This is a genomic window from Rathayibacter sp. AY1C4, assembly GCF_002932195.1.
GTDB lineage: Bacteria > Actinomycetota > Actinomycetes > Actinomycetales > Microbacteriaceae > Rathayibacter.
In genome coordinates this window covers 34,115-53,937 of record NZ_PSWE01000024.1, presented here as the reverse complement: position 1 = coordinate 53,937, position 19,823 = coordinate 34,115, and the positions used below count along the sequence as shown (strand labels likewise).

Sequence of the window (19,823 nt, the reverse complement as noted above, 5' to 3'; positions counted from 1 at the left end):
CGCGGCGGACCCCGCCCACGTCCCCCGTGCGGAGCAGCGCATCGGCCAGCCGCGCGGCCCTCCGGGGGCTCGGCGCTCGGGTGGGGCGTGGGGGCTCGGGAGTCGGTGGTGCCTCGCTCGCCGGCGGTGACTCTCCTGTCGGCGGTGACTCTCCTGTCGGTGGTGTCGCTCCCGCCGAGACCGACGCCTCCCGCGGCGACGCCGGCAGCTTCTCCGCCGACCGCGTCGCCCCTCACGCCGCCGCCGCCGACCTGCTGGCGACCGTTCTCCACCTCGCCTGCATGCTCCGCGGCGATCCCGCATGGTGGCAGGAGGCGCTCGCCGTCGGCGAGGAGCACCTCCTCGATCCCGTCCTGCGCCTCGTGGAGGCCTGCGTGCAGCCGGTCCCGGACGAGGAGTGGGAGCGTCGCCTGCGGCTCGCCGAGGACTCCGCGGTCACGGGCGACCCGTGGAAGACGGTCGCGCTGCACCTCGCCTGGTCGCTGCTCGAGGTCTCGGACGAGCGCCGCGACCGCCTCGCCGGGCTCCTCGACGGCGGGGAGGAGGCGGACGGCCTGCGCGGCGCCCTCGCCCTCCTCCGCCGCGGCACCACCGCACTCGACGGCGGTCGCCTCGACGACGCCTCGGCCGACCTCCACCGCGCCGCCGCCCGCGCCGACGACCTGCCCGCCGTGCGCGCGCTGATCGACGCGACTCGCGCCCGGATCCACGCCGTGCAGGGCGACCGCGCACGCACCCTCGAGTGCGCCGAGCGCGCGACGGCCTGGGCGCTGCGGCACGGAGCGGCGTCGGTCGCGCGCGCCGCCGATCACGCCCTGTGCTCGCTCGACCTCGGCGGCGGCCGTTTCGAGGAGGCGCACGCCCGCTCCTCCTCCCGCGCCGGCGGCGATCCGCTGGAGCTCCTCGACGCAGCCGAGGCCGCCTCGCGCCTCCGCCTGCCCGAGCACTGCGCCGAGCTGGCGGCGGCCGCGGCGGACCTCGCCGCGCGGCCCCTCGCTCCCCGCGGGCGGATGCTCGCCCTCGCGGCGACCGCGGTCCTCGATCCGACCGGCGGCGCGGGCGCCCTCTTCGAGCGCTCCCTCGACCCGGCCTCCGAGGAGTGGCCGTTCGAGCGGGCACGCGTCCAGCTCTGCCACGGCGAGTGGCTGCGCCGCCGGATGCGCCCGCTGGAGGCCCGCACCCGGTTCCGCCAGGCCGCCGCGGGGTTCGCCGCGGTGGGAGCCGAGCTCTGGCTCGCCCGCGCCCAGCACGAGCTGCGGGCGGCGGGCGGAGCGGGGGAGGCGCCGGTCGCCGCCGACCTCAGCGAGCAGGAGCGGCGCGTGGTCTCGCTGGCCGCCGCGGGGCTCTCGAACAAGCAGATCGCCCAGCAACTCTTCGTCTCGCCCCGCACCGTCAGCGGGCACCTGTACCGGATCTTCCCCAAGCTCGGGGTGACCTCGCGGGCCGGGCTCCGCGACGCGCTCCTCAGCCTCGAGGACGCCCGGAGCGCGTGACGGAGCCGCAGGATCGAGTCATCCTACCTGGTGCCTGCCGCCGCGGGAGGCGCATGCTGAGCGCATGACGTCGCAGCAGATGATCGACCCCTCCGTCCCGCCGAGCGGCCCCGGCTGCGTCGAGTGCGAGCAGTCCGGCTCGTGGTGGCTGCACCTGCGCCGCTGCGCGCTCTGCGGGCACATCGGCTGCTGCGACGACTCGCTGAACCGCCACGCGACGGCCCACTACCGCTCGACCGGCCACGCGGTCATCCGCAGCTTCGAGCCCGGCGAGGACTGGTTCTGGGACTACCGGACCGACGACTACGCCGACGGCCCCGCCCTGGCCGACCCGCAGAGCCACCCGGCGAGCCAGACCACCCCGGGGCCGAAGGACCGCGTGCCGCGCGACTGGCAGTACCTCCTCGCCGAGCGGGCCGAGCGGGGCTGAGCCGCGCGCCTCGCGACAGCGCAGGACTTTCGCGAGAGTCCAGGAGTTGTCGCACTCGGCATCGACTGCGACAACTCCTGGACAGTCGCCGGCCGCCGGCTCCCTGCGCACGTCCGCAGGCGGCGTGCAGACAGAAGTCGCCGTGCTCGCGACCGACGACGGCGACTTATGGATGGTCGCGGCGGCCCGCCGGGGAGAGAGCGCCACGAGAGTCCAGAAGTTGTCGCACTGGGCGTCGAGTGCGACAACTCTTGAGCAGTCGCGGCCGTCGGAGCCGCCGACACCCAACGCTTGTCCACAGGCGGCGAGCAGCCAGGAGTCGCCGTGCTCGCGACCGACCACGGCGACTTCTGGATGTTCGCGGCGGCCCGCCGAGGAGCGATCGCCACGAGAGTCCAGGAGTTGTCGCACTGGGCGTCGACTGCGACAACTCTTAGCAGTCGCGGGAGCAGTCGCGGGAGCAGGTCGGAGCCAGCTGACCAGCCGGCGGCCGACGCCACGCCTGATCGGCGTTCGTCACCTCCGGACCCCTCCGGCCGGGCCCCGCCCCGTCACCCCCTCTCGACCCCGTCCAGCGCTTCCGCCTCCGCGATCCGCAGCCGCATCTGCCGGTAGCGGTGGAACTGGTACACCCCGTGCAGCACCGCGAGGACGACGGCGGCCGCCATCCCGCACGCGATCGCGGGGACCTCGTCCGCGCCGCTCTGCGTCAGCGCGAGCGCGACTCCGGCGCCCGCCACGATCGAGTTGACCACCGCGATCGCCGAGGACATCGTGAAGAAGATGCCCCGCCAGCTCTGCCGGCGGCCGATCTCGAGCAGCTCGTTCGGCGCGTGGCGGCCGCGCGGCACCGCGAAGTAGGCGCCCGCGCCCGGCAGCAGGGTCCCGTAGTAGCGGCGGATGCGCTGGATGGCCGTCAGCGCGGCGATGTCCTCCATCGAGGTCTGCACCAGCCGCTCGTAGGTGAACACCCCCAGCAGCACGACGACCGGGATGATCACCGCGAGGAACCCCATCGCGTACCGGGTCGGGGCGAGGAAGCCGAAGGCCACGAGCGAGCTGGAGAGCATCGTCAGGTAGAGCGAGGCGCGGCTGCTCGACTCCGTCACGGTGATGCCGCGCGCCGACTCCAGCACGAAGTGCTCGGTCAGCAGGGCGTTGAGGAACGCGGCCGGCCGGTCCGGGAGCGACGCGGCGGAGACGGCGGCCTCGGGCAGCGCGGGCGTGCGGGGATGCTCCTCCTCGTCGACGCGGTCGCCCGGCTCCGGATTCACGGCCGCGCCTCTCGCGGGGACGCCCCGCGGCGTCCGCTCTTCGAGTCATCCGACTCGCGCACCGGCTCCACCCGCGCGCCTACCGTCGGACGCGACGCCGAGCACCGCCACCGGGGCGCGTGCGCAGACACCGAAGGGCCGTTCATGACCGACACCCGCCACCTCCACTCGAACCAGCGAGACACCCTCGAGCGGCTGCTCGAGGACTCGCCGAGCCACAACGTCCTCTGGGCGGACGTGCTGACGCTGCTCGAGGCCGTCGGCACCGTCCACGAGAAGCACGACGGCGCCTTCTCGGTGACGGTCGGCTCGACGACCGAGACCCTCCACCGGCCGCACCACAAGGACGTGGACGAGCAGCAGCTCGTCGACCTGCGCCGCCTGCTCCGCGGAGCGGGGTACGGCGCATGAGCGCGGGGACGCCCGCCGACCTCACCGGGTCGGCAGCCGAGCGCCTCCGCCGGCTGGACGCGCTCGACGCGGGTGCGCTGACCGAGGAGTGGCTGCTGCGCCAGCTGCGACTCGCGCTCGGGGATCTCGCCGCGCTCGAGCCGGCCGCCGAGGCCGAGCAGGAGCGGCGCGAGGACTTCTGACGCGGCGGGCGGCCGTCCGGGGTGCACGCGGCCGGCACCCGGACGGCCGCCGGCCCGCACCCCGCAGCGCCGCCCCGCTCCGCCGCTCATCGCCCGGCCGCCGCGCTGCGGGCGCGCAGCAGCACGCCGGCCGTCGCGGTCGCCGCCAGCACGAGCGCCGCGAACACCGTCAGCACGATCGTCGCGGCGACGAGGTCGAGCGCCGCTCCCGCCGCCAGTGCGGGCACCGCGAGTCCCGTGTACGCGACCAGGAACACCACCGCCAGGGTCTCGCCCCGGCGGGCGGGATCCGCGAGGGCGACCGCTGTGCCGATCGACCCCTTGAAGAGCAGCCCCACCCCGAAGCCCGAGACGACGGCGCCGGCGAGGAACACTCCCAGCTGCGGAGCGATCGCTCCGGCCGCGACCGCCGCGAGCCCGACCGCGCAGCCCGCCACCGCGATCGAGAGCTGCAGGCGCGTCCCCACCTTCACGAGCAGCAGCTGGCCGAGGGCCGCGGAGGCGAACACGGCGAAGGACGTCGCGCCGGCCAGCAGGTGGTCGCGCACCTGGAAGGTCTGCACCAGGAACGTCGGTGCGAGCGAGGTGAAGAGGCCGAGGACGGAGAAGGCCGAGAACGCTCCGAACGCCGCGAGCAGGAACGCCCGGCGCGTATCCGCCGGCACCGAGAGCCGCTGCGGCCGGTAGGCGGGCGCCGTCTCCGGCACGTCGACCGTCTCGGGCACGAGGAGCAGCGCGAGGCCCGCCACGAGCAGCGCGACCAGGAACACCTGGTGCGGCAGGAGGAGCGGATCGGGCAGGAATTCGGCGAAGACCCCGCCGAGCAGCGGGCCCAGCGAGAGCCCGCCGAGGTTCACTGCGCCCGAGATCGACGCGGCGACGATCGTGTTCTCGTCCGGCCGGGCGCGGGCGCGCAGCTCGCCGAGGTGGGCGGTCGCGGTGGCGGTGAGCATCCCGATGCTGAAGCCGTTGACGAAGCGGGCGACGATCAGCCCAGGCACCTCCGTCGTCAGCGAGAAGAGCACGGCCGAGACCGCCGAGACGAGCACCGCGATCAGCAGCACTCGGCGGCGGCCGAGCCAGTCGCTGACGTGACCGGCGAGGTACAGGCTCACGATCACTCCGACCGCGTAGGCGGCGAAGACGACGGTGATCACGAACGGCGGGAAGCCGTCGAGCTGCTGGTAGAGCGGGTAGAGGGGTGTCGGCACCGTCGAGTACGCCATCACGAGCAGGAAGGTCGCGGCGACGATCCAGAAGCCGACGCCGTGGCGCACCGTCGGCAGTCGGCGGCTCACGAGGTCTCCTGCAGGTGGCGGTGGGCGAAGGTGACGGCCATCGCGCCCTCGCCGACGGCGGAGGCGACGCGCTTGACCGAGCTGCGGCGCACGTCCCCCGCGGCGAAGGAGCCGGGGACGCTCGTCTCGAGGTAGAACGGCGCCCGCTCGAGCGGCCAGTCGCGAGCCGCGTGCTCGCCGGCGAGGTCCGGTCCCGTCACGAGGTAGCCGCCGGAGTCGCGGACGATCGCGGTCTCCGCCGCCCACGTCGTGTCCGGCTCGCCCCCTATGCAGACGAAGAGGTGGGAGGTGGCCAGCGCCCCGTGCGCGCCGGTCGCCGAGTTCTCGACCTCGATCGACTCGAGGGCGTCGGCGCCGTGCAGGCGGGTGACGCGCGAGTCGAGCAGGATCGTCACGTTCGGCTGCCGGACGACGCGCTCCGCGAGGTAGGAGGAGAGGCTGTCGGCCAGATCCGGGCCGCGGACCAGCATGGTCACGTGCCGCGCGTGCGCCGAGAGGTTCATCACGGCCTGCCCGGCCGAGTTGCCGCCTCCGACGACCACGACGTCCTCGCCCTCGCAGAGCGGCGCCTCGCTCGTGCCGGCACCGTAGTAGAGGCCGACGCCGAGCAGCTCGTCCTCGCGCTCGAGGCCGAGCCGGCGCCACTGGATGCCCGTGGCGCAGATGTTGGTGCGGGCGACGACGGTCGTCCCGTCGGCGAGCAGCGCGTGGATCCGGTCGTCGGCGAAGCGCCCGCGGATCCCCTCGCGCATCCGCAGCAGCTCGGCGCCGAAGGAGACGGCCTGCTGCCGCGCGCGCTCGGCCAGATCGGCTCCCGCGATCCCGTGCGGGAAGCCGAGGTAGTTCTCGATCAGGCTGCTGGAGCCGGCCTGCCCGCCGATCGCCGAGCGCTCGAGGACCACGACCTTCAGCCCCTCCGAGGCGGCGTACACGGCGGCCGAGAGCCCGGCCGGGCCGGCTCCGTAGATGGAGAGGTCGTACTCCGCGAGCCGCGGCGAGCCCACCCAGCCGAGCCGGGCCGCGACCTCGGCGAGCGTCGGATCGGAGGCGCGGCTGCCGTCCGGGAACACCACGAGGGGGAGCGACGCGGTGGCGAGCGGATGCCCCGCGACGGCGAGGCACTGCTCGTCCGTGTCGATCGGCGTCCACGAGAACGAGACGACGCTGCGCGCGAGGAGGTCGCGGATCTCCCACGCGTCGCGGCTCTCGCGCCGCCCGTAGAGGCGGACCTGCGGGAGGTCCCCGGGCACGGTCACGAGGCACGCCGCCGCTCGAGCCCGTCGCGGAACTTCATCAGCTTGAGGCAGAGGTGCAGCGTGCTGCGGGCGAGGCCGTCGTCGAGCGCGTCCCGGACCGCCTCGGGCAGGTTGTCGAGACGGTAGTAGAGCGTGGTGCGGTGGATGTGGAGGAGCCCGCACGCCTCCCGCACGCTGCCGCGCACGTCGAGGTAGGCCTCCACGGTCCGCCGCTGCACCTCGTCGCCCCGCTCGAGCAGCGTCGCCGCGGCCGGCGAGAGCATGGCGAGCTGCGAGCTGTCCGCCCCGATCGAGGCGAGGAGCACCCAGGCCCCGAGCTCGGCGATGTCGGCCCGGCTACGGCCGTCGGGCAGGGAGCCGACGATGGTCGCCGCGAGGGCGGCCCGCTCGGCAGTCGGCAGGAGGTCGTCGTCGCGGACGTCGAAGCGCGCCGAGCCGATCGCGTCGACGGCCGTGCCGCGGCCGCGCGCCTCCGCCCGCAGGACGTCGTCCGCCTCCGCGGCGGCCTCGGGCGCCTCCACGCTCACGAAGAACAGCACACCCTCCTGGTCGCCGAGGAACGTCAGGCCGGAGGCGGCGCTCGCGTCGATCCGCCGCGCCAGCGCCGTCCGCTGCAGGGAGCCGGTCGGGCCGGTCAGCCGCACCGCGCGGACCACGGTCTGGGCGTCCCGGCGCAGCCAGCGGCGCTCGACCGCCTCGGCGAAGGAGGCGCGCCGGGTGCCGCCGTCGCCCGACAGGAGCGCCGCGAGGACGTCCGCGCGCCGGGAGCTGCCGCCCGCCCGCGTCGAGGGGCCGAGGAGGCGGCGGATCGCTCCGACGGCCGCGTCGATGAGCGAGTACTCGGCCGGAGTGAGCGGCGCGGGCCGCTCCCGGGGGAGGAGGAGGGTCGCGAGCCGGCCCCGCGGATCCTGGACGGGGAACACGCCGTCGTGAGGCGCCTCCTCGCGCGCGCGCGTCGCGGCCAGCACCCGGCTCGAGGCGTCCTCGATCGTCACCGGGCGGTCGAGAGCCTGGGCGAGCTCGTCGGCGAGGTCCTGCAGAGTCATCGGCGGGGATCCGTGTGAGGGGCCATGCCGTGATCCTCGCGGAGGGAGCCCTCCCGAAGCGTGGCCCTTCCAGGCCCACCTTCCGCGTCCGATCCGCTGCCGGCCGCGATGAGACGCTCAGCCTCCGCTGCCGGGGCGGTCCCCGGGGAACCCGTCCGCGAGGAGGCGGTCGAGGACGTCCGGCCAGTCGAGCAGGACGCCGATGTGGCCTCGACCGGGCCGGATCGTGAGCTCCGCGGCCGGGTGGAGGCGGCGGATCCGCTCCGCGTGGGCGACCGGGACCACCCTGTCCGCCGCGCCGTGGTGGAGGAGGACCGGCGCCGTGAGGCGCGAGAGGTCGACTCCCCAGGGCATGACGAGAGCGAGGTCGTCGTCGACGCTCCCGCCCTGTTCGAGCTCCGAGGCGCGGCCGGCCTCTGCGCCGAGCGCCGTCAGCGGGCCGTCGAGGGCCGAGTAGTCGTCACCGGTGAACTGCTCCGGATCGAAGCGGGCCGTCTCCTCCCACTCCTCGCGCGCAGCCCGGCCGTCGCGCGCGCTGCGGAGAGCGCCCGGATCCTGCATGCCCTCGAACCACGCTCCGTCGTCGCTGAAGGGCGCCGGGCTGCCGAACGTCGCGACGCCCAGGACGCGATCACCTCCGAGAGCCCCGACGGCCAGCGCGTGCGGGCCGCCGCCGGAGTAGCCCGTCACCACGAAGCGCTCGATCCCGAGCAGGTCGGCGACGCGGAGCACATCGGCGGCCGCATCCGCGATGCTCCGTCCGGGAGCCCGCATCGAGCCGCCGAAGCCGGGACGGGCGACGGAGACGAGCCGGATGCCGCGCGCCGCAGCGGCGTCGACGTGGGAGCGAGGAGTGCGCCGGTGTGCGGTGTCCCTCCGCACCAGACGACTGCAGCCCTGGGGGCTCGAGTGCCGAGGAAGTCGTGGGCGACGAGCGTGCGCGAGTCGACGCGGAACTCGTGCCGGGACGTAGCGGCGCGTCCGGTCATGGAGGAACGGTAGCCGCCTGTCGAGGGCAGTGCGCGTCGCCCGGCCCGACCGGGATGCGACGTCTCGTCGTAGGGTCGACGGGAGGGTCGGTGGACCCTCGGACGGGAGGGGTCCGCATGTCGATCGACGAGGTGTCCGACGGGATCGAGGCCGCCGCCGCGCTGCCGCACGTGCGCTCCGGCTTCTCCGGCGCGACACCGTACGGGATCGCGCAGCGCTTCGCCGCGGGGGAGCTGACGCGGGAGCAGGCCGTCGACGAGCTCGGCCGCCGGCGCTACCGGCCCGGATCGCCGAGCGACGGCTTCGACTGGACGACCCTCGACCCCGGGGAGTTCGAGGAGGTCCGCCGGGCCCTGTCCGATGGTCTGCTCGACGCCGCGATGTACGACGAGATCCTCGACCGGTACAGCGGGCAGGACTCCTCCGGCGAGAGCGCGGCGTCCGCGGAGGAGAGCGCATGAGCGCCGGCCCCCTGGACCTCGCCTTCACCGCCCCGATCGGTGTCGCCGTGAAGGGCGACCTCTGGTCGTGCGTCGAGGTGCCCGGCTCCGTCGAGCTGCTCGGCACAGGGAGGTCGGTGAAGGTGGTCGCCACCGTCGACGGCGAGCCGGTGACCGCGGGCCTGCTGCCGAACGGCACCGGCGGTCACATGCTGTCGATCAGCGCGAAACTGCGGAAGACGATCGGCAAGGACCTCGGCGACGTCGTCACCGTCCACCTGACCGAGCGCCTGAGCTGAGCACTGGCGGTTGGCCAGGGCCCGCGTGCGGATGGTCGACTCGACGGATGCGGAATCGAGTCCTGTTCGTCGTCGGGGTCACAGCGATGTTCGTCGCGCTGGTGCTGAGGCTGGTGTGGCCGGCCGGTCAATTCGCCTCCGGCTTCTCGCTCGCCCTGCAGCTGAGCGGCATCCTGCTCCTCCTGGTCTACGGGGTGAAGCACTTCACGGGGCGGCCGCGCCGGAGCTGAGCGGCTCATCCCAATCGGGGGTGTAGGAGTTGGGGTCTGAAGCCGCCGGTCTCGAGCAGGCTTCGGGCGATGCAGTTGGTCAGGTTGCGGAACCCGAGTGCGGAGCCGCGCAGGTGTTCGAGCCGTCCGTTGAGCGCCTCGGTCGGCCCGTTGCTGGTGCCGGGTCGTTCGAAGTAGGCGAGCACGTCAGCGGCTCGCTTCTTCAGGGTCCGGCCCAGGGTGGTGAGCTCGGTGAGCACCTTGGGGACGCCGGCGCTGAGGTCGGTGATCAGCTTCTCCATGAGCTCGCGGCCACGTTGCCGGTCCTCGTGGCGATAGGCGGCGATCATGCGCTGGTAGACACCCCAGGTCGCCTCGACCTCGACGTGAGCGTCATCAACGAACAGCGCGCGTAGCCTGTCGCTCTGCTTGTCGGTGAGCAGGTCCGCGCCGGTGTGCAGACCGAGGCCGTCGAGTCGAGCGAAGGCGGTCAGGTCAGGGCGGCCGAAGCCGGCCGGCGGGGTAGCGTCGGACACGTCGAGGTCTTTCGGATGGATGACGTACGAACCTCCGTCGTCGGGAGACCTCGACGTCTATCTGCGGACCGACGCGCCCGGCCGACCTACACCGTCATCTGAGAAGACCCCTGAAACGTCTTCGCCGACGACGGGGCCGGCGAGGAGGAGGGCGCGGTGAGTTAGAAGAATGGAGCTTGCTCGGCTTCGACGCCGCCGCAAGCTCCGGTGAAACGGTCGGTACTGGTCGGTCGTCGTCGGTCACCACCGGATGGCGGCGTCCTCCACGCTCGGCGTTTGCGCAGGTCAGCGGCTCGTTCGCCCAGTGGGCGCATCAAGCGATAGACGCAAAGCCGACGTGATGAGGTCGTCCGTTCGATTCCGACAGGCGGCTCCGGCGAACCGTTCTGGTGGTCGCGCGATGCGCTGGCCTCACGGCTCTGCCCGACACCGACGTCGCTCTCCTCTGCGACGGACCCCTCGCCGGCTGAGCGCTCGCGGCCGGCATCCTGTCCGTGTGCCGAAAGGCCTCGCACCGCTCGGCAACGCAGCGTGGCGTTGCGTCGCGACCTGGCGACTGCTCGGCGGGGCGCGATCGTCTCGTGCGTTGGCGGACTACGGGAGCTTGGACGCGAGGACGTCGGCCGCCAGGATCTCGGGTGCTGCGCCGAGGAGGTGCTGGTTGGCCATCAGGGCTGCGACGATGGCGCCGTTGGCGTGGGCGTCGCGAGCGGCTTCGTCGGGGAATGCATCGAAGATCCAGAAGGTGTCGGCGTGGGTCCTGACCGCGAACCAGACAATCGTTCCTACTTCTTCGTTGGCGAGTGCGACAGCGCCGCCGAGCAGATCGGCGACCGCGTCGTGCTGTCCATCGGCCGCGACGATCTTGGCGACGAAGGCATACGGAAGTGATGCGGGTGTGGACATGAGGGACTCTCCTTGACGTCGGGGTTCTTCGTGGGACGAGTTCAGCGTATGACGAGCGAGGGCCGGTGGGGAGTGGCGTATACGGCAGTATTGCTATTGTTTACGTCATGCGTATCGGACTGATCGCGATCGACGGCTGCTTCGGTTCGGCTATCGCGTCGATCATCGACATCGTGCGGGTGGCCGATGGAGCCCGCGGCGATGTCGACCCGCGGATCGACCCGATCGAACTCGCCATCCTCGGACCGAAACGGCGAGTGACCACGACGGCATCGATGACCCTGTCGGTGGACCATCCGCTGTCGGAGTCCGGAGAGTTCGACGTGGTCGTCGTCCCTGCGCTTGGAACCCTTACGGCCGCCGCTACCAACGACGTCCTCCAGAGCCGAGATGCTCGTTCGGTCATCGCCTCGCTCGGGCGCCTCGACGAGGCGACCACCCGGATCGCCGCGGCGTGCACCGGCGTGTTCGCTGTCGCCGAGACCGGACGGATGCATCATCGGAGGGCGACGACCAGCTGGTTCCTGGGGCCGGAGTTCCTGAAGCGCTATCCGACCGTCGCCCTCGATCTCGACACCATGGTCGTGGTCGACGGGAACCTCGTCACCGCCGGCGCCGCGTTCGCCCACATCGACCTCGCGCTCTCACTCGTGCGATCGATCAGCCCCGACCTGGCCCAACATGTCGCCAAGCTCCTCATCATCGACGAGCGTCCGTCTCAGGCGGCCTTCGTCGCCTACGAACATCTCCGGCACGAGGACCCGATCGTCGTCGAGTTCGAACGCTTCGTGCGCGCCCGCCTGGACGAACCGTTCAACGTCGCCTTCGTCGCGCAGTCGCTCGGCACCAGCCGGCGCACCCTCGAACGACGAGTCCGTGCGGCGCTCAACCTCACTCCGCTCGGCTTCGTCCAACGGCTTCGCATCGAACGAGCTCGGCACCTCTCAGCAACCACGGACTTCACCTCCGCCGAGATCGCGCTACGGGTCGGCTACGCGAATGCCGAGACTCTGCGCTCCCTCCTGCGCAGGGAGCGACGCCGTTCCTGACCTATCGCCATGCCTGTAGCCGGTGTCCTAGCGCTCGACTGGAACCACCTCTCAGCACGTCGCGTCGACGCTCCTGCGTCGCCCCTGGACGGCCCACTCGACACGCCCGCAACACAGGTCATGTGACGTGTCCCGGCTTCCCGGACGGTCGGGGGTTGGGTGGCTGTGATGTCGCTGCGTTCTCGTCGAGGGGGTCAGCAGACTCGATCAGGGTCGACTGGGATGAGACGCGAAGGCGGTCAGGTCAGGGCGGCCGAAGCCGGCCGGCGGGGTAGCGTCGGTCACGTCGAGGTCTTTCGGACGGATGGCGTAGGAACCTCCGTCGTCGGGAGACCTCGACGTCTATCTGCGGACCGACGCTCCCGGCCGACCTACACCCTCATCTGGGAAGAGCCAGCTGAGCTCCGGAATCGGAGGAAGACCCGTGAGCGGAGCGGAGGAGCCGGCCTGGGCGGATCCGGAGCCGGAGGTCCACCGGGCGCTCGCGCGGTGGGCGGCGGAGTGCGCGGAGCGCGCCCTCCCCGCGTTCGAGGAGCGGGACCCGGACAATGCCCGGCCCCGGCGCGCGCTCGACGTCCTCCTCGCCTGGGGGCGGGGCGAGGCTCCGATGACCGAGTGCCGCACGGCGGCCTTCACGGCGCACGCCGCAGCCCGCGCCGCGACGCAGGCGGGCGAGCCTGCCGCCACCGCTGCCGCGCGGGCGGCCGGGCAGGCCGCAGCCGTCGCGCACATGGTCGATCACTGCTCGCACGCCGCCGTGGAGAGCAGCGCGCAGCCTCGGGCCTTCACGCGAAGGAGCGCGCAACGGATCGTCGCTCTCACTGAATCCGCCCGCTGCGCGGATGCTCTCCCAGCGATCTTCTCGCGTCGTTGAACGTCCGCGACTGCTGTGTCGTGTCCTCGGTGGGACCACCTCGGCCCCCGCACTACAGGAGGCATCATGCTCAAGCGAATCGCGACCACTGTGACGACTGCGGCGTTCGCCGCCGTCCTTCTCGCCGGATGCTCGACGGCCGCCGGCTCGGCCGCCTCGTCGGAAGCGCCGGCCGACAGCCCCTCCGCCACCGCGATGGCCTCCGCCACCGCGACCGCCTCCGCTGGGACGGCGGCTCTCACGACGGCGTCCTCGCCGCTGGGCGAGATCATCACGGACGAGGCCGGCTACACCGTCTACACATTCGCCAAGGACACGCAGAACTCGGGCAGCAGCAGCTGCTACGACGAGTGCGCCACGACCTGGCCGGCCGTGTCGGCGTCCAGCACGACCGCCGCGGACGGGATCACCGGAGAGGTCGGCTCGATCACGCGCACCGACGGGACGACCCAGCTGACCGTCGACGGATGGCCGGTCTACCGGTTCGCGAAGGACACCGCGCCGGGCCAGGTCAACGGGCAGGGTGTGAAGGACGCCTGGTACGTCCTCCTCCCCGACGGCACGATGAACAAGGAAGCCGCGGCCATGAGCACCGCCACCCCGGCGTCCTGATGCGACGGCGACCCGTCCCCGCGCAGCGAAGCGCATCGTCGGGCCGGGTCGCCGGTTCTCGACAGGCATGGACGGAAGGGATGACCGGCAGTGATCGCAGCAACCGTGATGAGGGAGCGCACCGTGGCGCTTCGAGGCGGTGAGCGTTGTGCCCCGCCCCGTCGATGAGCTCCTGGCGGCGCTGTACGAGAGTCACGGCCCGGCCTTGCGGCGCTTCGTGCAGAACCTCACTCGGAACGCGGCGCTGACGGAGGACGTCGTGCAGGAGACGATGGTCCGGGCCTGGCAGCGCCCGCAGGTCCTCGAACGCGACGCCGACGCCGCTCGCGCGTGGCTGTTCACCGTCGCCCGCAATCTCGTCATCGACGACGCCCGATCCGCTCGGAGCCGACGCGAGGTGCCGGCGAAGGACGAGGACGGCGGCGGCGCCGTCCCCGATCGCACCGACGCGGTCCTGGACAGCATCCTGGTCGCCGACGCTCTCGCATCGCTGTCGGTGGAGCATCGTCAGATCGTGGTGGACGCGTACTTCCTCGGACACACCGTCCCCGAGATCGCCCGCCGGCACTCCATCCCCGAGGGAACAGCGAAATCTCGATTGCACTACGGACTGCGCGGACTGCGACTGGCTCTGCAGGAAAGGGGCGTCACCCGATGAACGACCACCACGGAAGCTCTGCGACGGAGGACGAGTACCGCGACTGGGACGCGTCCTACGTCCTCGGCGCTCTCCCCGCAGATCAGCGACTCGAGTACGAGCAGCACCTCAGCGGCTGCGCGGCCTGCCGCGCGGCCGTGGCAGAGCTGGCAGGACTGCCCGGCATCGTCGGCCGCCTCTCCATCGAGGACGCTCTCGCCATCAGCGCATCGGACGACGGCGAGGAGGCGCCGCCGTCGATGGTGACGCTGCCCGCCATCGCCCACCGTGTCCGGACGCGCCGACGTCGGCGCCGGCTGGTGACGTCCCTCGCCGTCGCGGCCGCCGTCACCGCCTCCGTCTTCGGAGGTGTCGCTCTCGGCACGGGCATCGCGGGCGCTCCCGTGGCGAGCGAGGCGACCCTCGAACCGATGGACCCGATCGCGGCCGATCCCGCTCTCGCTGCGGACATCCAGGTCGAGGGGAAGCCGTGGGGTACCCGGCTGGAGTGGAGCTGCACCTACAGTGGTGATGCGCCCGCCGACGCGGAGTACGAACTCGTGATCACCCGCACAGACGGCAGCACGATCACCGTCGCCACCTGGACGGCGGCCGGGCGGCGCGCCGTCGACCTGGCGGCGTCCACGGGCGTCGCCCGGTCGGAGATCACCGGCGTCGACATCAGGGTCCGCGGCACGAACTCCCCCCTCGTCCGCACCGACACCTGAGACACCGCCCGCCAGCAGGAGACACCGACACTGCCCGCGGTGCCGCGGACACCGGACAGGAGCAGACCATGAGCACCGAGACCACGCCGCTGCACATCACCCGCGAGGGACCGAGAAGCTTCATCGGCCGCAACGCGCGAGGAGCCGAGGTCCGCATCGGCGGGTCGGACGCCGACGGCGTGTTCTCGCCCGGCGAGCTGCTGCACCTCGCCCTCGCCGCCTGCGGCATGCTCTCCTCGGACCACATCCTCGCCAGCCGGCTCGGAGCCGATTTCGAAGCGACCACCGACATCACCGCGACCAAGCCCGAGGGTGAGGACCGCTACGACTCGATCGCCGCCGTGATCCGCGCCGACCTGTCGGCGCTCGATCCCGAGCGGATCGCCTCACTGTCCGAGCGCACCCACCGGGCGGTCGACCGCCAGTGCACCGTCGGCCACACGCTCGAGCACGGCGCGGCGTACACCGTCGACGTCGTGGACGACCAGGCCGGTCCCGTCAGCGGTCCGAGGACGGGATCCGTCTGAGATCAGCGCCTCATCGGTCACGACGACCGGTGCCGGCCGAGCCGCGGACGTCTCCCTTCAGTGCCGTCAGTCTGCGACTCGCCGACCGGATCCGAGACGATTCGCGAGGCGGAGCGCGTTCACGGAGCGGAGGTGCTGGTCGGCGCGGTGACGTCCGTTGGCCGGTGAGGGGTGCGGTGCCGCGAGGACGGGGACGACGCGGGGATCATCGTGCAGGGTCAGGTAGCGCATGACCCCGTCGAGCGCCACGGTCCCGTAGGTGACGACGGCGTCGAGCGCGGGCAGCAGCTCCAGCAGCTCACCGAGCGCGAGCCGGCCCTGCTCGATGTCCGCGGGGCGGACGCGGCCAGGGATCTCCCACGGGATGAGGTTCCATCGGAGGTAGTGGTCGCGGGAGAGTCCGGACTCGATGCGGGCCGTCCGGAACGCGGCGGCGGTGGGCCCGAGGTTGTCTTCGCTGCAGACGGCAGCGGATCCCGCGGCGATCGTCCGAGGGCCGGGTGACTGCATCAGCACCAGGACGCGACTGGCGGTGCCGCCGGAGCGGGGATCGAAGCCCGGAACGAAGCGTCCGGTCGCGTCCGCGGTACTCCGCCAGGTCTCGGCGAGGGCGTTCAAGGTTCGGACATCCACGATGGTCCTCGATCCCGGTCAGGCCGGCCGCGGTGGTGCGAGCAGGGTGCCGCGGATCACGGAACCGTGGAAGGTGCGGGCGGCGACGATGATCCACGTGGCGACCAGGCCGACGTAGTAGAGCACGGCGAGGCCGGCGACGACCGTGAGACCGGAGTGCAGGGCGAGGCCGTTCAGTCCGGTGACGCAGGTGCCGACGGGGAACGTGAACGACCACCACGTCAGACTGAACGGCAGGTGCTCCTTCGCGGTGCGGAGGGTGATCGCGAGGGCGATGACGGTCCAGAGCAGCGCGAAGCCGAGCATCGCGAAGCCGTACACCAGAGCCACGACCAGCAGCGCACGCGCCGTGCCGGCGTCGACGACGGTGGGCGCGTTCGAGGCGAGCAGATTCACAGCGGTGATCGACTGTCCGACCGGACCGAGGACGATCCACAGTGTCGGCACCATCCCCGCCGCTCCGACCTTGTGCTGCGCGAGCCGGTTCCAGATCAGGGTGATCACCACCAGCGACGCGACCAGGCTGAGGCCGAAGAAGCCGTAGCAGGACCACAGGAGCGTCTCCCGCGCTTGCCCGGCGGGCGCGTACGGCAGCAGCACTGCGCCGGTGGAAGCGGACACCATCGGCGGAACGATCGGCATCAGCCAGCCGCCGAACGCCGAATCGGGCTTGTTCTCATGCCGGGTGAACGCGAGGTAGGGCACCAGGACCGCCGTCGCCAGCCCGCCGAGAGTCCCCGCACCCCAGAGCACCCAGTCGATGGCGACAGCGGCCGGCAGGCCGATCCAGTCCTTGCCGAGGAGGAGGGTTCCCGCGCCGACGGTGAGAAACGCCATCGGCGGCGCGCCGTAGAAGTGCGAGAGGACCGGATTCAGGTGGTGCCTCGCCGCTGTACCGCGGTAGCGGACCCAGTGCAGCCCGGTCGCGACGGTCAGCGCGACGAGCAGCAGCGCGGCGATCGCCCAGATGACGGTGGCCCCGGTACGGAGTCCGGGGAACTGGAGTGGCAGGGACGCGGCGGCGACCGCGACGATGCCGGTGCCCATGATCGACGCGAACCAGTTCGGCGTCAGGTTCGACACGATCAGTCCCGGATGCTCCAACTCCCGGAACAAGCGCCTCGACCGCGGAGGATGCCCGATCGAGGAAGATGCGCGGGCGGGGGAGAAAGTTGTCATGACTCCAGCCTGAGCATCGCCGTCACCAGCCGATACAGCGATCGTGTTGGCGGGGCACAATGAGTGCTTGTGGCGACGCGGCGATTGACGGACCGGATCCTGGATCTCGACACGCTGGAGGTGCTCGAACGCATCGCCGAGGCGGGCTCGCTCTCCCGCGCTGCCGAAGCCCTCGGTGTCACCCAGCAGGCCGTCTCGGCGCGTCTGCGGGTAGCGGAGCGCGCCATCGGGCAGCCGCTCGTGCGCCGCTCTCCGATCGGGTCCCTGATGACCGACGCGGGCCGGCTCGTGCTCGAGTTGGCCGGCCCGGTCCTCGAGGCATCCCGCCGCCTCGAGGCGGGCGCGGCGGCACTGCGACAGCCGACCGGCTCACTGGTTCTCGCGGCGTCGCAGACCATCGCCGAACTGCTGCTCCCACGCTGGCTCCTCGAATTCCGACAGCGCACACCCGAGGTGAGTGTGCAGCTGATCGCCGGCAATTCAGCCACGGTCACAGAGCTCGTGCGATCCGGTGCGGCGCAGCTCGGATTCGTCGAGACACCGGCGTCCACGGCCACGCTCTCCTCTGACGTGGTCACGGAGGACGAACTCGCTGTCGTCGTGGCACCGGACCACCCCTGGGCACGCGCGGCGAGTATCAGCGCCGAGGACTTGGCCGGGACCGCACTGCTGACACGAGAGGAAGGCTCCGGCACCCGGACGACCCTCGAAGCATGGCTCCACGACGCCGGGCTCGCACTCACGACTCCCGCCGCGATCCTGGAGACGACGGCGATCATCCGAGCGAACGCCCGCGCCGGCATCGCGCCCGCAGTCATGAGCATCCTCACCGTCGAAACAGATCTCGCCGCGCGCTCACTGATACGAGTGCCCCTCCGCGGACCAGCACTCGTGCGACCCCTCCGCGCCATCTGGTCCGATCGCATCGGGTCGTCCGCGGCGGCGTTCCTGGAGATCGCGCACGAGTTGCGCTGACCGGTGCACGGCTCGTCGCTACGCCGATCACGCCAGCGGCCGTGTCTGCTCGAGCTACAGCGATCTGGTCGATCTGCCCACGGCGGCGCGGACGTCATGTCGCGGTGATGGCGAAGAGTCCCGCGATGCCGACGGTGTAGAGCGCGAGCACGATCAACGAGTCGATTCCCATGCCGGCGATGCGGCGGGTGGGTCGGAAGATCAGTCCGACGATGTAGACGAGGGTGAGCAGGGCGGCGAGAGCGGTGAGGTAGATGTCGGACGAGTTCGCCTGCGGGAGGACTGCGGTGCCGGAGAGGACGGTGGCGACGAGGAACAGGACGGGGAGGAAGGCGTTGCCGCCGAAGATGTCGCTGATGGCGAGGTTGTCGTCGCCCTGCTTGATGGCTTGCAGCCCGGTCGAGATCTCGGGGAGGGAGGTGGCGAGAGCGAGCACGGTGGCTCCGAACAGCACCCCGGAGAGACCGAGCTGCGAGGATGCTGCATCACCGGCGCGCTCGAGCACGACACCGGCGAGGAGGGTCGCCGCGGCGGAGATCGTGAACACGATGGTCGCCTTGCGTGTGCTCATCGGGTGCGTCTTCTTCTTCGAGGGGGATGCTGTCGCGTCGGGGGCCCGCCCGTCCTCGTGCCAGGGGAGGTGCTTGCCGGAGCGTTGCACGAGCAGCAGCCCGACGACCCAGAGGCCGGCGATGAGGACGACGTCCGGGGTCAGGCGCAGCACTTCAAGTCCGGAGGGCAGCTGGCTGCCGGCGATGACGACGGCGAGCACCGCGACGACCACGAGCCCCTCGAGCACGAGTGTGAGGGACGCGGCACGGTAGGTGAGCGGCTTCGCACCCTTTCCGGGCTTGCCGAACAGGTCGAGGACGACGAGGACCACGGTCTGCAGCGCGATGCCGCCGAGGATGTTGCCGACCGCGACGTCCAGGTTCCCGGAGAGCGCGGCGGACACGGTGATCGCGATCTCCGGCAGGTTCGTCGCGACGGCGAGAACGATCAGACCGCCCAGCGCACTCCCCAGGTGCAGACGCGCATCCAGAACGTCCGTGGCCTTCGACAACTGGATGCCGGCGACCCACACCACTGCGGCGGCGGCGAGAAAGATGACGACGAGAACAACGAAGGGCAGACCATCCATGCAGTGAGTGAACCGCGCCGACGACGATTCGCGACCCCCTTGCGCCTGAGCTGCTTCTCACCGCCTCGCGCGCGGTGGTATCCGTGGTGATCGGTTCGACCGCGTGCCATCCTCGACGACACCCCGATCGTCGGGTCGAGCGTGATCCCACCGTTCGTTCCCGAGGCGCGCTTCGTCAGTAGCAGCCGATCCGGGTACGCCGCAGCGTCCGCGCGCGTACGCGCGGGCAGCTGGCGGGGACCAGACCCGGGAGGAAGGCACCGGTGTCGCCCGCAGTGCATCCGCGACACTCCGCTGGCTCCAGATCCTGCGATCCTCGAGCGGCTTGACCGGATCGTCGGTGACCGTGTCCCGTGGCAGACGCATCAGATGGCCGGTGACGTTGCACACGCTCTGGCGACGCTCGCGGACCGTGTCGATGCGGTCATGATCATTGTCGGCACGAAGGAGCCGTCTCTGCGTCGCACCGTGCAGGAGGTCTTCTCCGGTGCCGTCGGCGCCCGTCTCGCTCACCGTCAGCACCGGCCGGCCCTCATGATCCCCCTCGCCCCGGTCGATGATTCGGAGCCGCTGCCCTGGTCCTGACCGAGGTGCGGGCGTAGGCTGACGGCAGTGGTGATGGATCCCGCCCGAGCGTGAGCTCGAACTGCCGCCGAGGCTGATGGTTCCTACCTTCTCGATCAGAGACCAGGTAGGTG

At 71.9% G+C, this 19,823-nt stretch carries 24 protein-coding genes, 1 pseudogene and 1 riboswitch; of the genes and pseudogenes, 15 read left to right on the top strand and 10 right to left on the bottom strand.

The window, feature by feature from the left end:
- Positions 1-1,493 (top strand): LuxR family transcriptional regulator (locus tag C5C99_RS12610; protein WP_219813634.1); only part of this gene is annotated, 1,493 nt, incomplete at its 5' end.
- Between the two features lie 64 nt (positions 1,494-1,557).
- A complete protein-coding gene (locus C5C99_RS12605) occupies positions 1,558-1,923 on the top strand; it encodes a UBP-type zinc finger domain-containing protein (RefSeq protein WP_104284037.1) in 366 nt (121 codons plus the stop codon).
- Between the two features lie 551 nt (positions 1,924-2,474).
- Here the strand turns inward: C5C99_RS12605 and C5C99_RS12600 are convergent.
- Positions 2,475-3,197: a hypothetical protein gene (locus tag C5C99_RS12600; RefSeq protein WP_104288712.1), complete on the bottom strand. Its 723-nt coding sequence runs from the start codon at positions 3,195-3,197 to the stop codon at positions 2,475-2,477.
- A gap of 144 nt (positions 3,198-3,341) precedes the next feature.
- On the opposite strand from C5C99_RS12600, the gene C5C99_RS16820 reads away from it, so the two are divergent.
- Positions 3,342-3,608, top strand: coding sequence for a hypothetical protein (locus tag C5C99_RS16820; RefSeq protein WP_104257441.1), 267 nt, complete (start codon positions 3,342-3,344; stop codon positions 3,606-3,608).
- Positions 3,605-3,790 carry a hypothetical protein gene (locus C5C99_RS12590; RefSeq protein ID WP_104224778.1) on the top strand — a complete coding sequence of 62 codons (186 nt, stop codon included), beginning with the start codon at positions 3,605-3,607 and terminating at the stop codon, positions 3,788-3,790. The genes C5C99_RS16820 and C5C99_RS12590 overlap by 4 nt, the downstream gene beginning before the upstream one ends.
- Positions 3,791-3,876: 86 nt before the next feature.
- Here C5C99_RS12590 and C5C99_RS12585 read toward each other — a convergent pair whose 3' ends face one another.
- The 4 genes from C5C99_RS12585 to C5C99_RS17180 all read right to left on the bottom strand — a co-directional run bounded on the left by C5C99_RS12585 (position 3,877) and on the right by C5C99_RS17180 (position 8,272).
- Entirely contained in the window at positions 3,877-5,088 is a 1,212-nt protein-coding gene (locus C5C99_RS12585) for an MFS transporter (protein ID WP_258063695.1), read from the bottom strand.
- The gene (locus tag C5C99_RS12580) at positions 5,085-6,344 is read right to left on the bottom strand and encodes an NAD(P)/FAD-dependent oxidoreductase (protein ID WP_181074602.1); all 1,260 of its coding nucleotides are present in this window, start codon (positions 6,342-6,344) and stop codon (positions 5,085-5,087) included. The genes C5C99_RS12585 and C5C99_RS12580 overlap by 4 nt, the downstream gene beginning before the upstream one ends.
- Positions 6,341-7,390, bottom strand: a complete 1,050-nt coding sequence (locus tag C5C99_RS12575; protein ID WP_104319565.1) for a helix-turn-helix domain-containing protein — start codon at positions 7,388-7,390, stop codon at positions 6,341-6,343. Before C5C99_RS12575 ends, C5C99_RS12580 begins: the two co-directional genes overlap by 4 nt.
- A 117-nt stretch (positions 7,391-7,507) precedes the next feature.
- A complete protein-coding gene (locus C5C99_RS17180; protein ID WP_181074601.1) occupies positions 7,508-8,272 on the bottom strand; it encodes an alpha/beta fold hydrolase in 765 nt (254 codons plus the stop codon).
- Between the two features lie 224 nt (positions 8,273-8,496).
- Here C5C99_RS17180 and C5C99_RS17175 point away from each other — a divergent pair, with 224 nt between their 5' ends.
- The 3 genes from C5C99_RS17175 to C5C99_RS12560 are packed head-to-tail and all read left to right on the top strand — an operon-like array spanning position 8,497 to position 9,349.
- A complete protein-coding gene (locus tag C5C99_RS17175) occupies positions 8,497-8,841 on the top strand; it encodes a hypothetical protein (protein ID WP_104224782.1) in 345 nt (114 codons plus the stop codon).
- Positions 8,838-9,119 (top strand): DUF1905 domain-containing protein, encoded by a 282-nt coding sequence (locus C5C99_RS12565; protein WP_104224783.1) that lies wholly within the window; start codon positions 8,838-8,840, stop codon positions 9,117-9,119. Before C5C99_RS17175 ends, C5C99_RS12565 begins: the two co-directional genes overlap by 4 nt.
- Positions 9,120-9,166: 47 nt before the next feature.
- On the top strand, positions 9,167-9,349 hold the full coding sequence (locus tag C5C99_RS12560) for a hypothetical protein (RefSeq protein ID WP_104248148.1): 183 nt from the start codon (positions 9,167-9,169) through the stop codon (positions 9,347-9,349).
- Between the two features lie 5 nt (positions 9,350-9,354).
- On the opposite strand, the pseudogene C5C99_RS12555 reads toward C5C99_RS12560, so the two are convergent.
- A pseudogene (locus tag C5C99_RS12555) lies at positions 9,355-9,789 on the bottom strand (transposase); the annotation flags it as partial.
- A gap of 669 nt (positions 9,790-10,458) precedes the next feature.
- Positions 10,459-10,770 carry a putative quinol monooxygenase gene (locus tag C5C99_RS12545; protein ID WP_104340179.1) on the bottom strand — a complete coding sequence of 104 codons (312 nt, stop codon included), beginning with the start codon at positions 10,768-10,770 and terminating at the stop codon, positions 10,459-10,461.
- Positions 10,771-10,877: 107 nt separating this feature from the next.
- Between C5C99_RS12545 and C5C99_RS12540 the strand changes: the two genes are divergently transcribed.
- The 6 genes from C5C99_RS12540 (at position 10,878) to C5C99_RS12515 (ending at position 15,197) form a co-directional block, all read left to right on the top strand.
- Entirely contained in the window at positions 10,878-11,819 is a 942-nt protein-coding gene (locus C5C99_RS12540) for a GlxA family transcriptional regulator (RefSeq protein WP_053548963.1), read from the top strand.
- 424 nt (positions 11,820-12,243) lie between these two features.
- Positions 12,244-12,693 carry a putative immunity protein gene (locus tag C5C99_RS12535; RefSeq protein WP_146085509.1) on the top strand — a complete coding sequence of 150 codons (450 nt, stop codon included), beginning with the start codon at positions 12,244-12,246 and terminating at the stop codon, positions 12,691-12,693.
- A 66-nt stretch (positions 12,694-12,759) separates the two neighbouring features.
- The gene (locus C5C99_RS12530; protein WP_104224787.1) at positions 12,760-13,305 is read left to right on the top strand and encodes a hypothetical protein; all 546 of its coding nucleotides are present in this window, start codon (positions 12,760-12,762) and stop codon (positions 13,303-13,305) included.
- 148 nt (positions 13,306-13,453) lie between these two features.
- Positions 13,454-13,963, top strand: a complete 510-nt coding sequence (locus tag C5C99_RS12525) for a sigma-70 family RNA polymerase sigma factor (protein WP_056865923.1) — start codon at positions 13,454-13,456, stop codon at positions 13,961-13,963.
- Positions 13,960-14,670 (top strand): anti-sigma factor, encoded by a 711-nt coding sequence (locus C5C99_RS12520; protein ID WP_104340177.1) that lies wholly within the window; start codon positions 13,960-13,962, stop codon positions 14,668-14,670. Before C5C99_RS12525 ends, C5C99_RS12520 begins: the two co-directional genes overlap by 4 nt.
- A 68-nt stretch (positions 14,671-14,738) precedes the next feature.
- Positions 14,739-15,197 carry an OsmC family protein gene (locus tag C5C99_RS12515; protein WP_104340176.1) on the top strand — a complete coding sequence of 153 codons (459 nt, stop codon included), beginning with the start codon at positions 14,739-14,741 and terminating at the stop codon, positions 15,195-15,197.
- A gap of 66 nt (positions 15,198-15,263) precedes the next feature.
- Here the strand turns inward: C5C99_RS12515 and C5C99_RS12510 are convergent, their stop codons facing one another.
- The gene (locus C5C99_RS12510) at positions 15,264-15,830 is read right to left on the bottom strand and encodes a uracil-DNA glycosylase family protein (RefSeq protein WP_258063694.1); all 567 of its coding nucleotides are present in this window, start codon (positions 15,828-15,830) and stop codon (positions 15,264-15,266) included.
- A gap of 18 nt (positions 15,831-15,848) precedes the next feature.
- A complete protein-coding gene (locus tag C5C99_RS12505) occupies positions 15,849-16,913 on the bottom strand; it encodes a TDT family transporter (RefSeq protein ID WP_258063693.1) in 1,065 nt (354 codons plus the stop codon).
- 165 nt (positions 16,914-17,078) lie between these two features.
- On the opposite strand from C5C99_RS12505, the gene C5C99_RS12500 reads away from it, so the two are divergent.
- A complete protein-coding gene (locus C5C99_RS12500) occupies positions 17,079-17,984 on the top strand; it encodes a LysR family transcriptional regulator (protein ID WP_104340174.1) in 906 nt (301 codons plus the stop codon).
- Positions 17,985-18,078: 94 nt separating this feature from the next.
- On the opposite strand, the gene C5C99_RS12495 is transcribed toward C5C99_RS12500, so the two are convergent.
- Positions 18,079-19,125 (bottom strand): sodium:calcium antiporter, encoded by a 1,047-nt coding sequence (locus C5C99_RS12495; protein ID WP_104261248.1) that lies wholly within the window; start codon positions 19,123-19,125, stop codon positions 18,079-18,081.
- A gap of 426 nt (positions 19,126-19,551) precedes the next feature.
- Here C5C99_RS12495 and C5C99_RS12490 point away from each other — a divergent pair, with 426 nt between their 5' ends.
- Positions 19,552-19,710 (top strand): hypothetical protein, encoded by a 159-nt coding sequence (locus tag C5C99_RS12490; protein WP_181027259.1) that lies wholly within the window; start codon positions 19,552-19,554, stop codon positions 19,708-19,710.
- Positions 19,711-19,730: 20 nt separating this feature from the next.
- Positions 19,731-19,803: riboswitch (Fluoride riboswitch) on the top strand.
- The last annotated feature ends 20 nt before the right edge of the window (positions 19,804-19,823 follow it).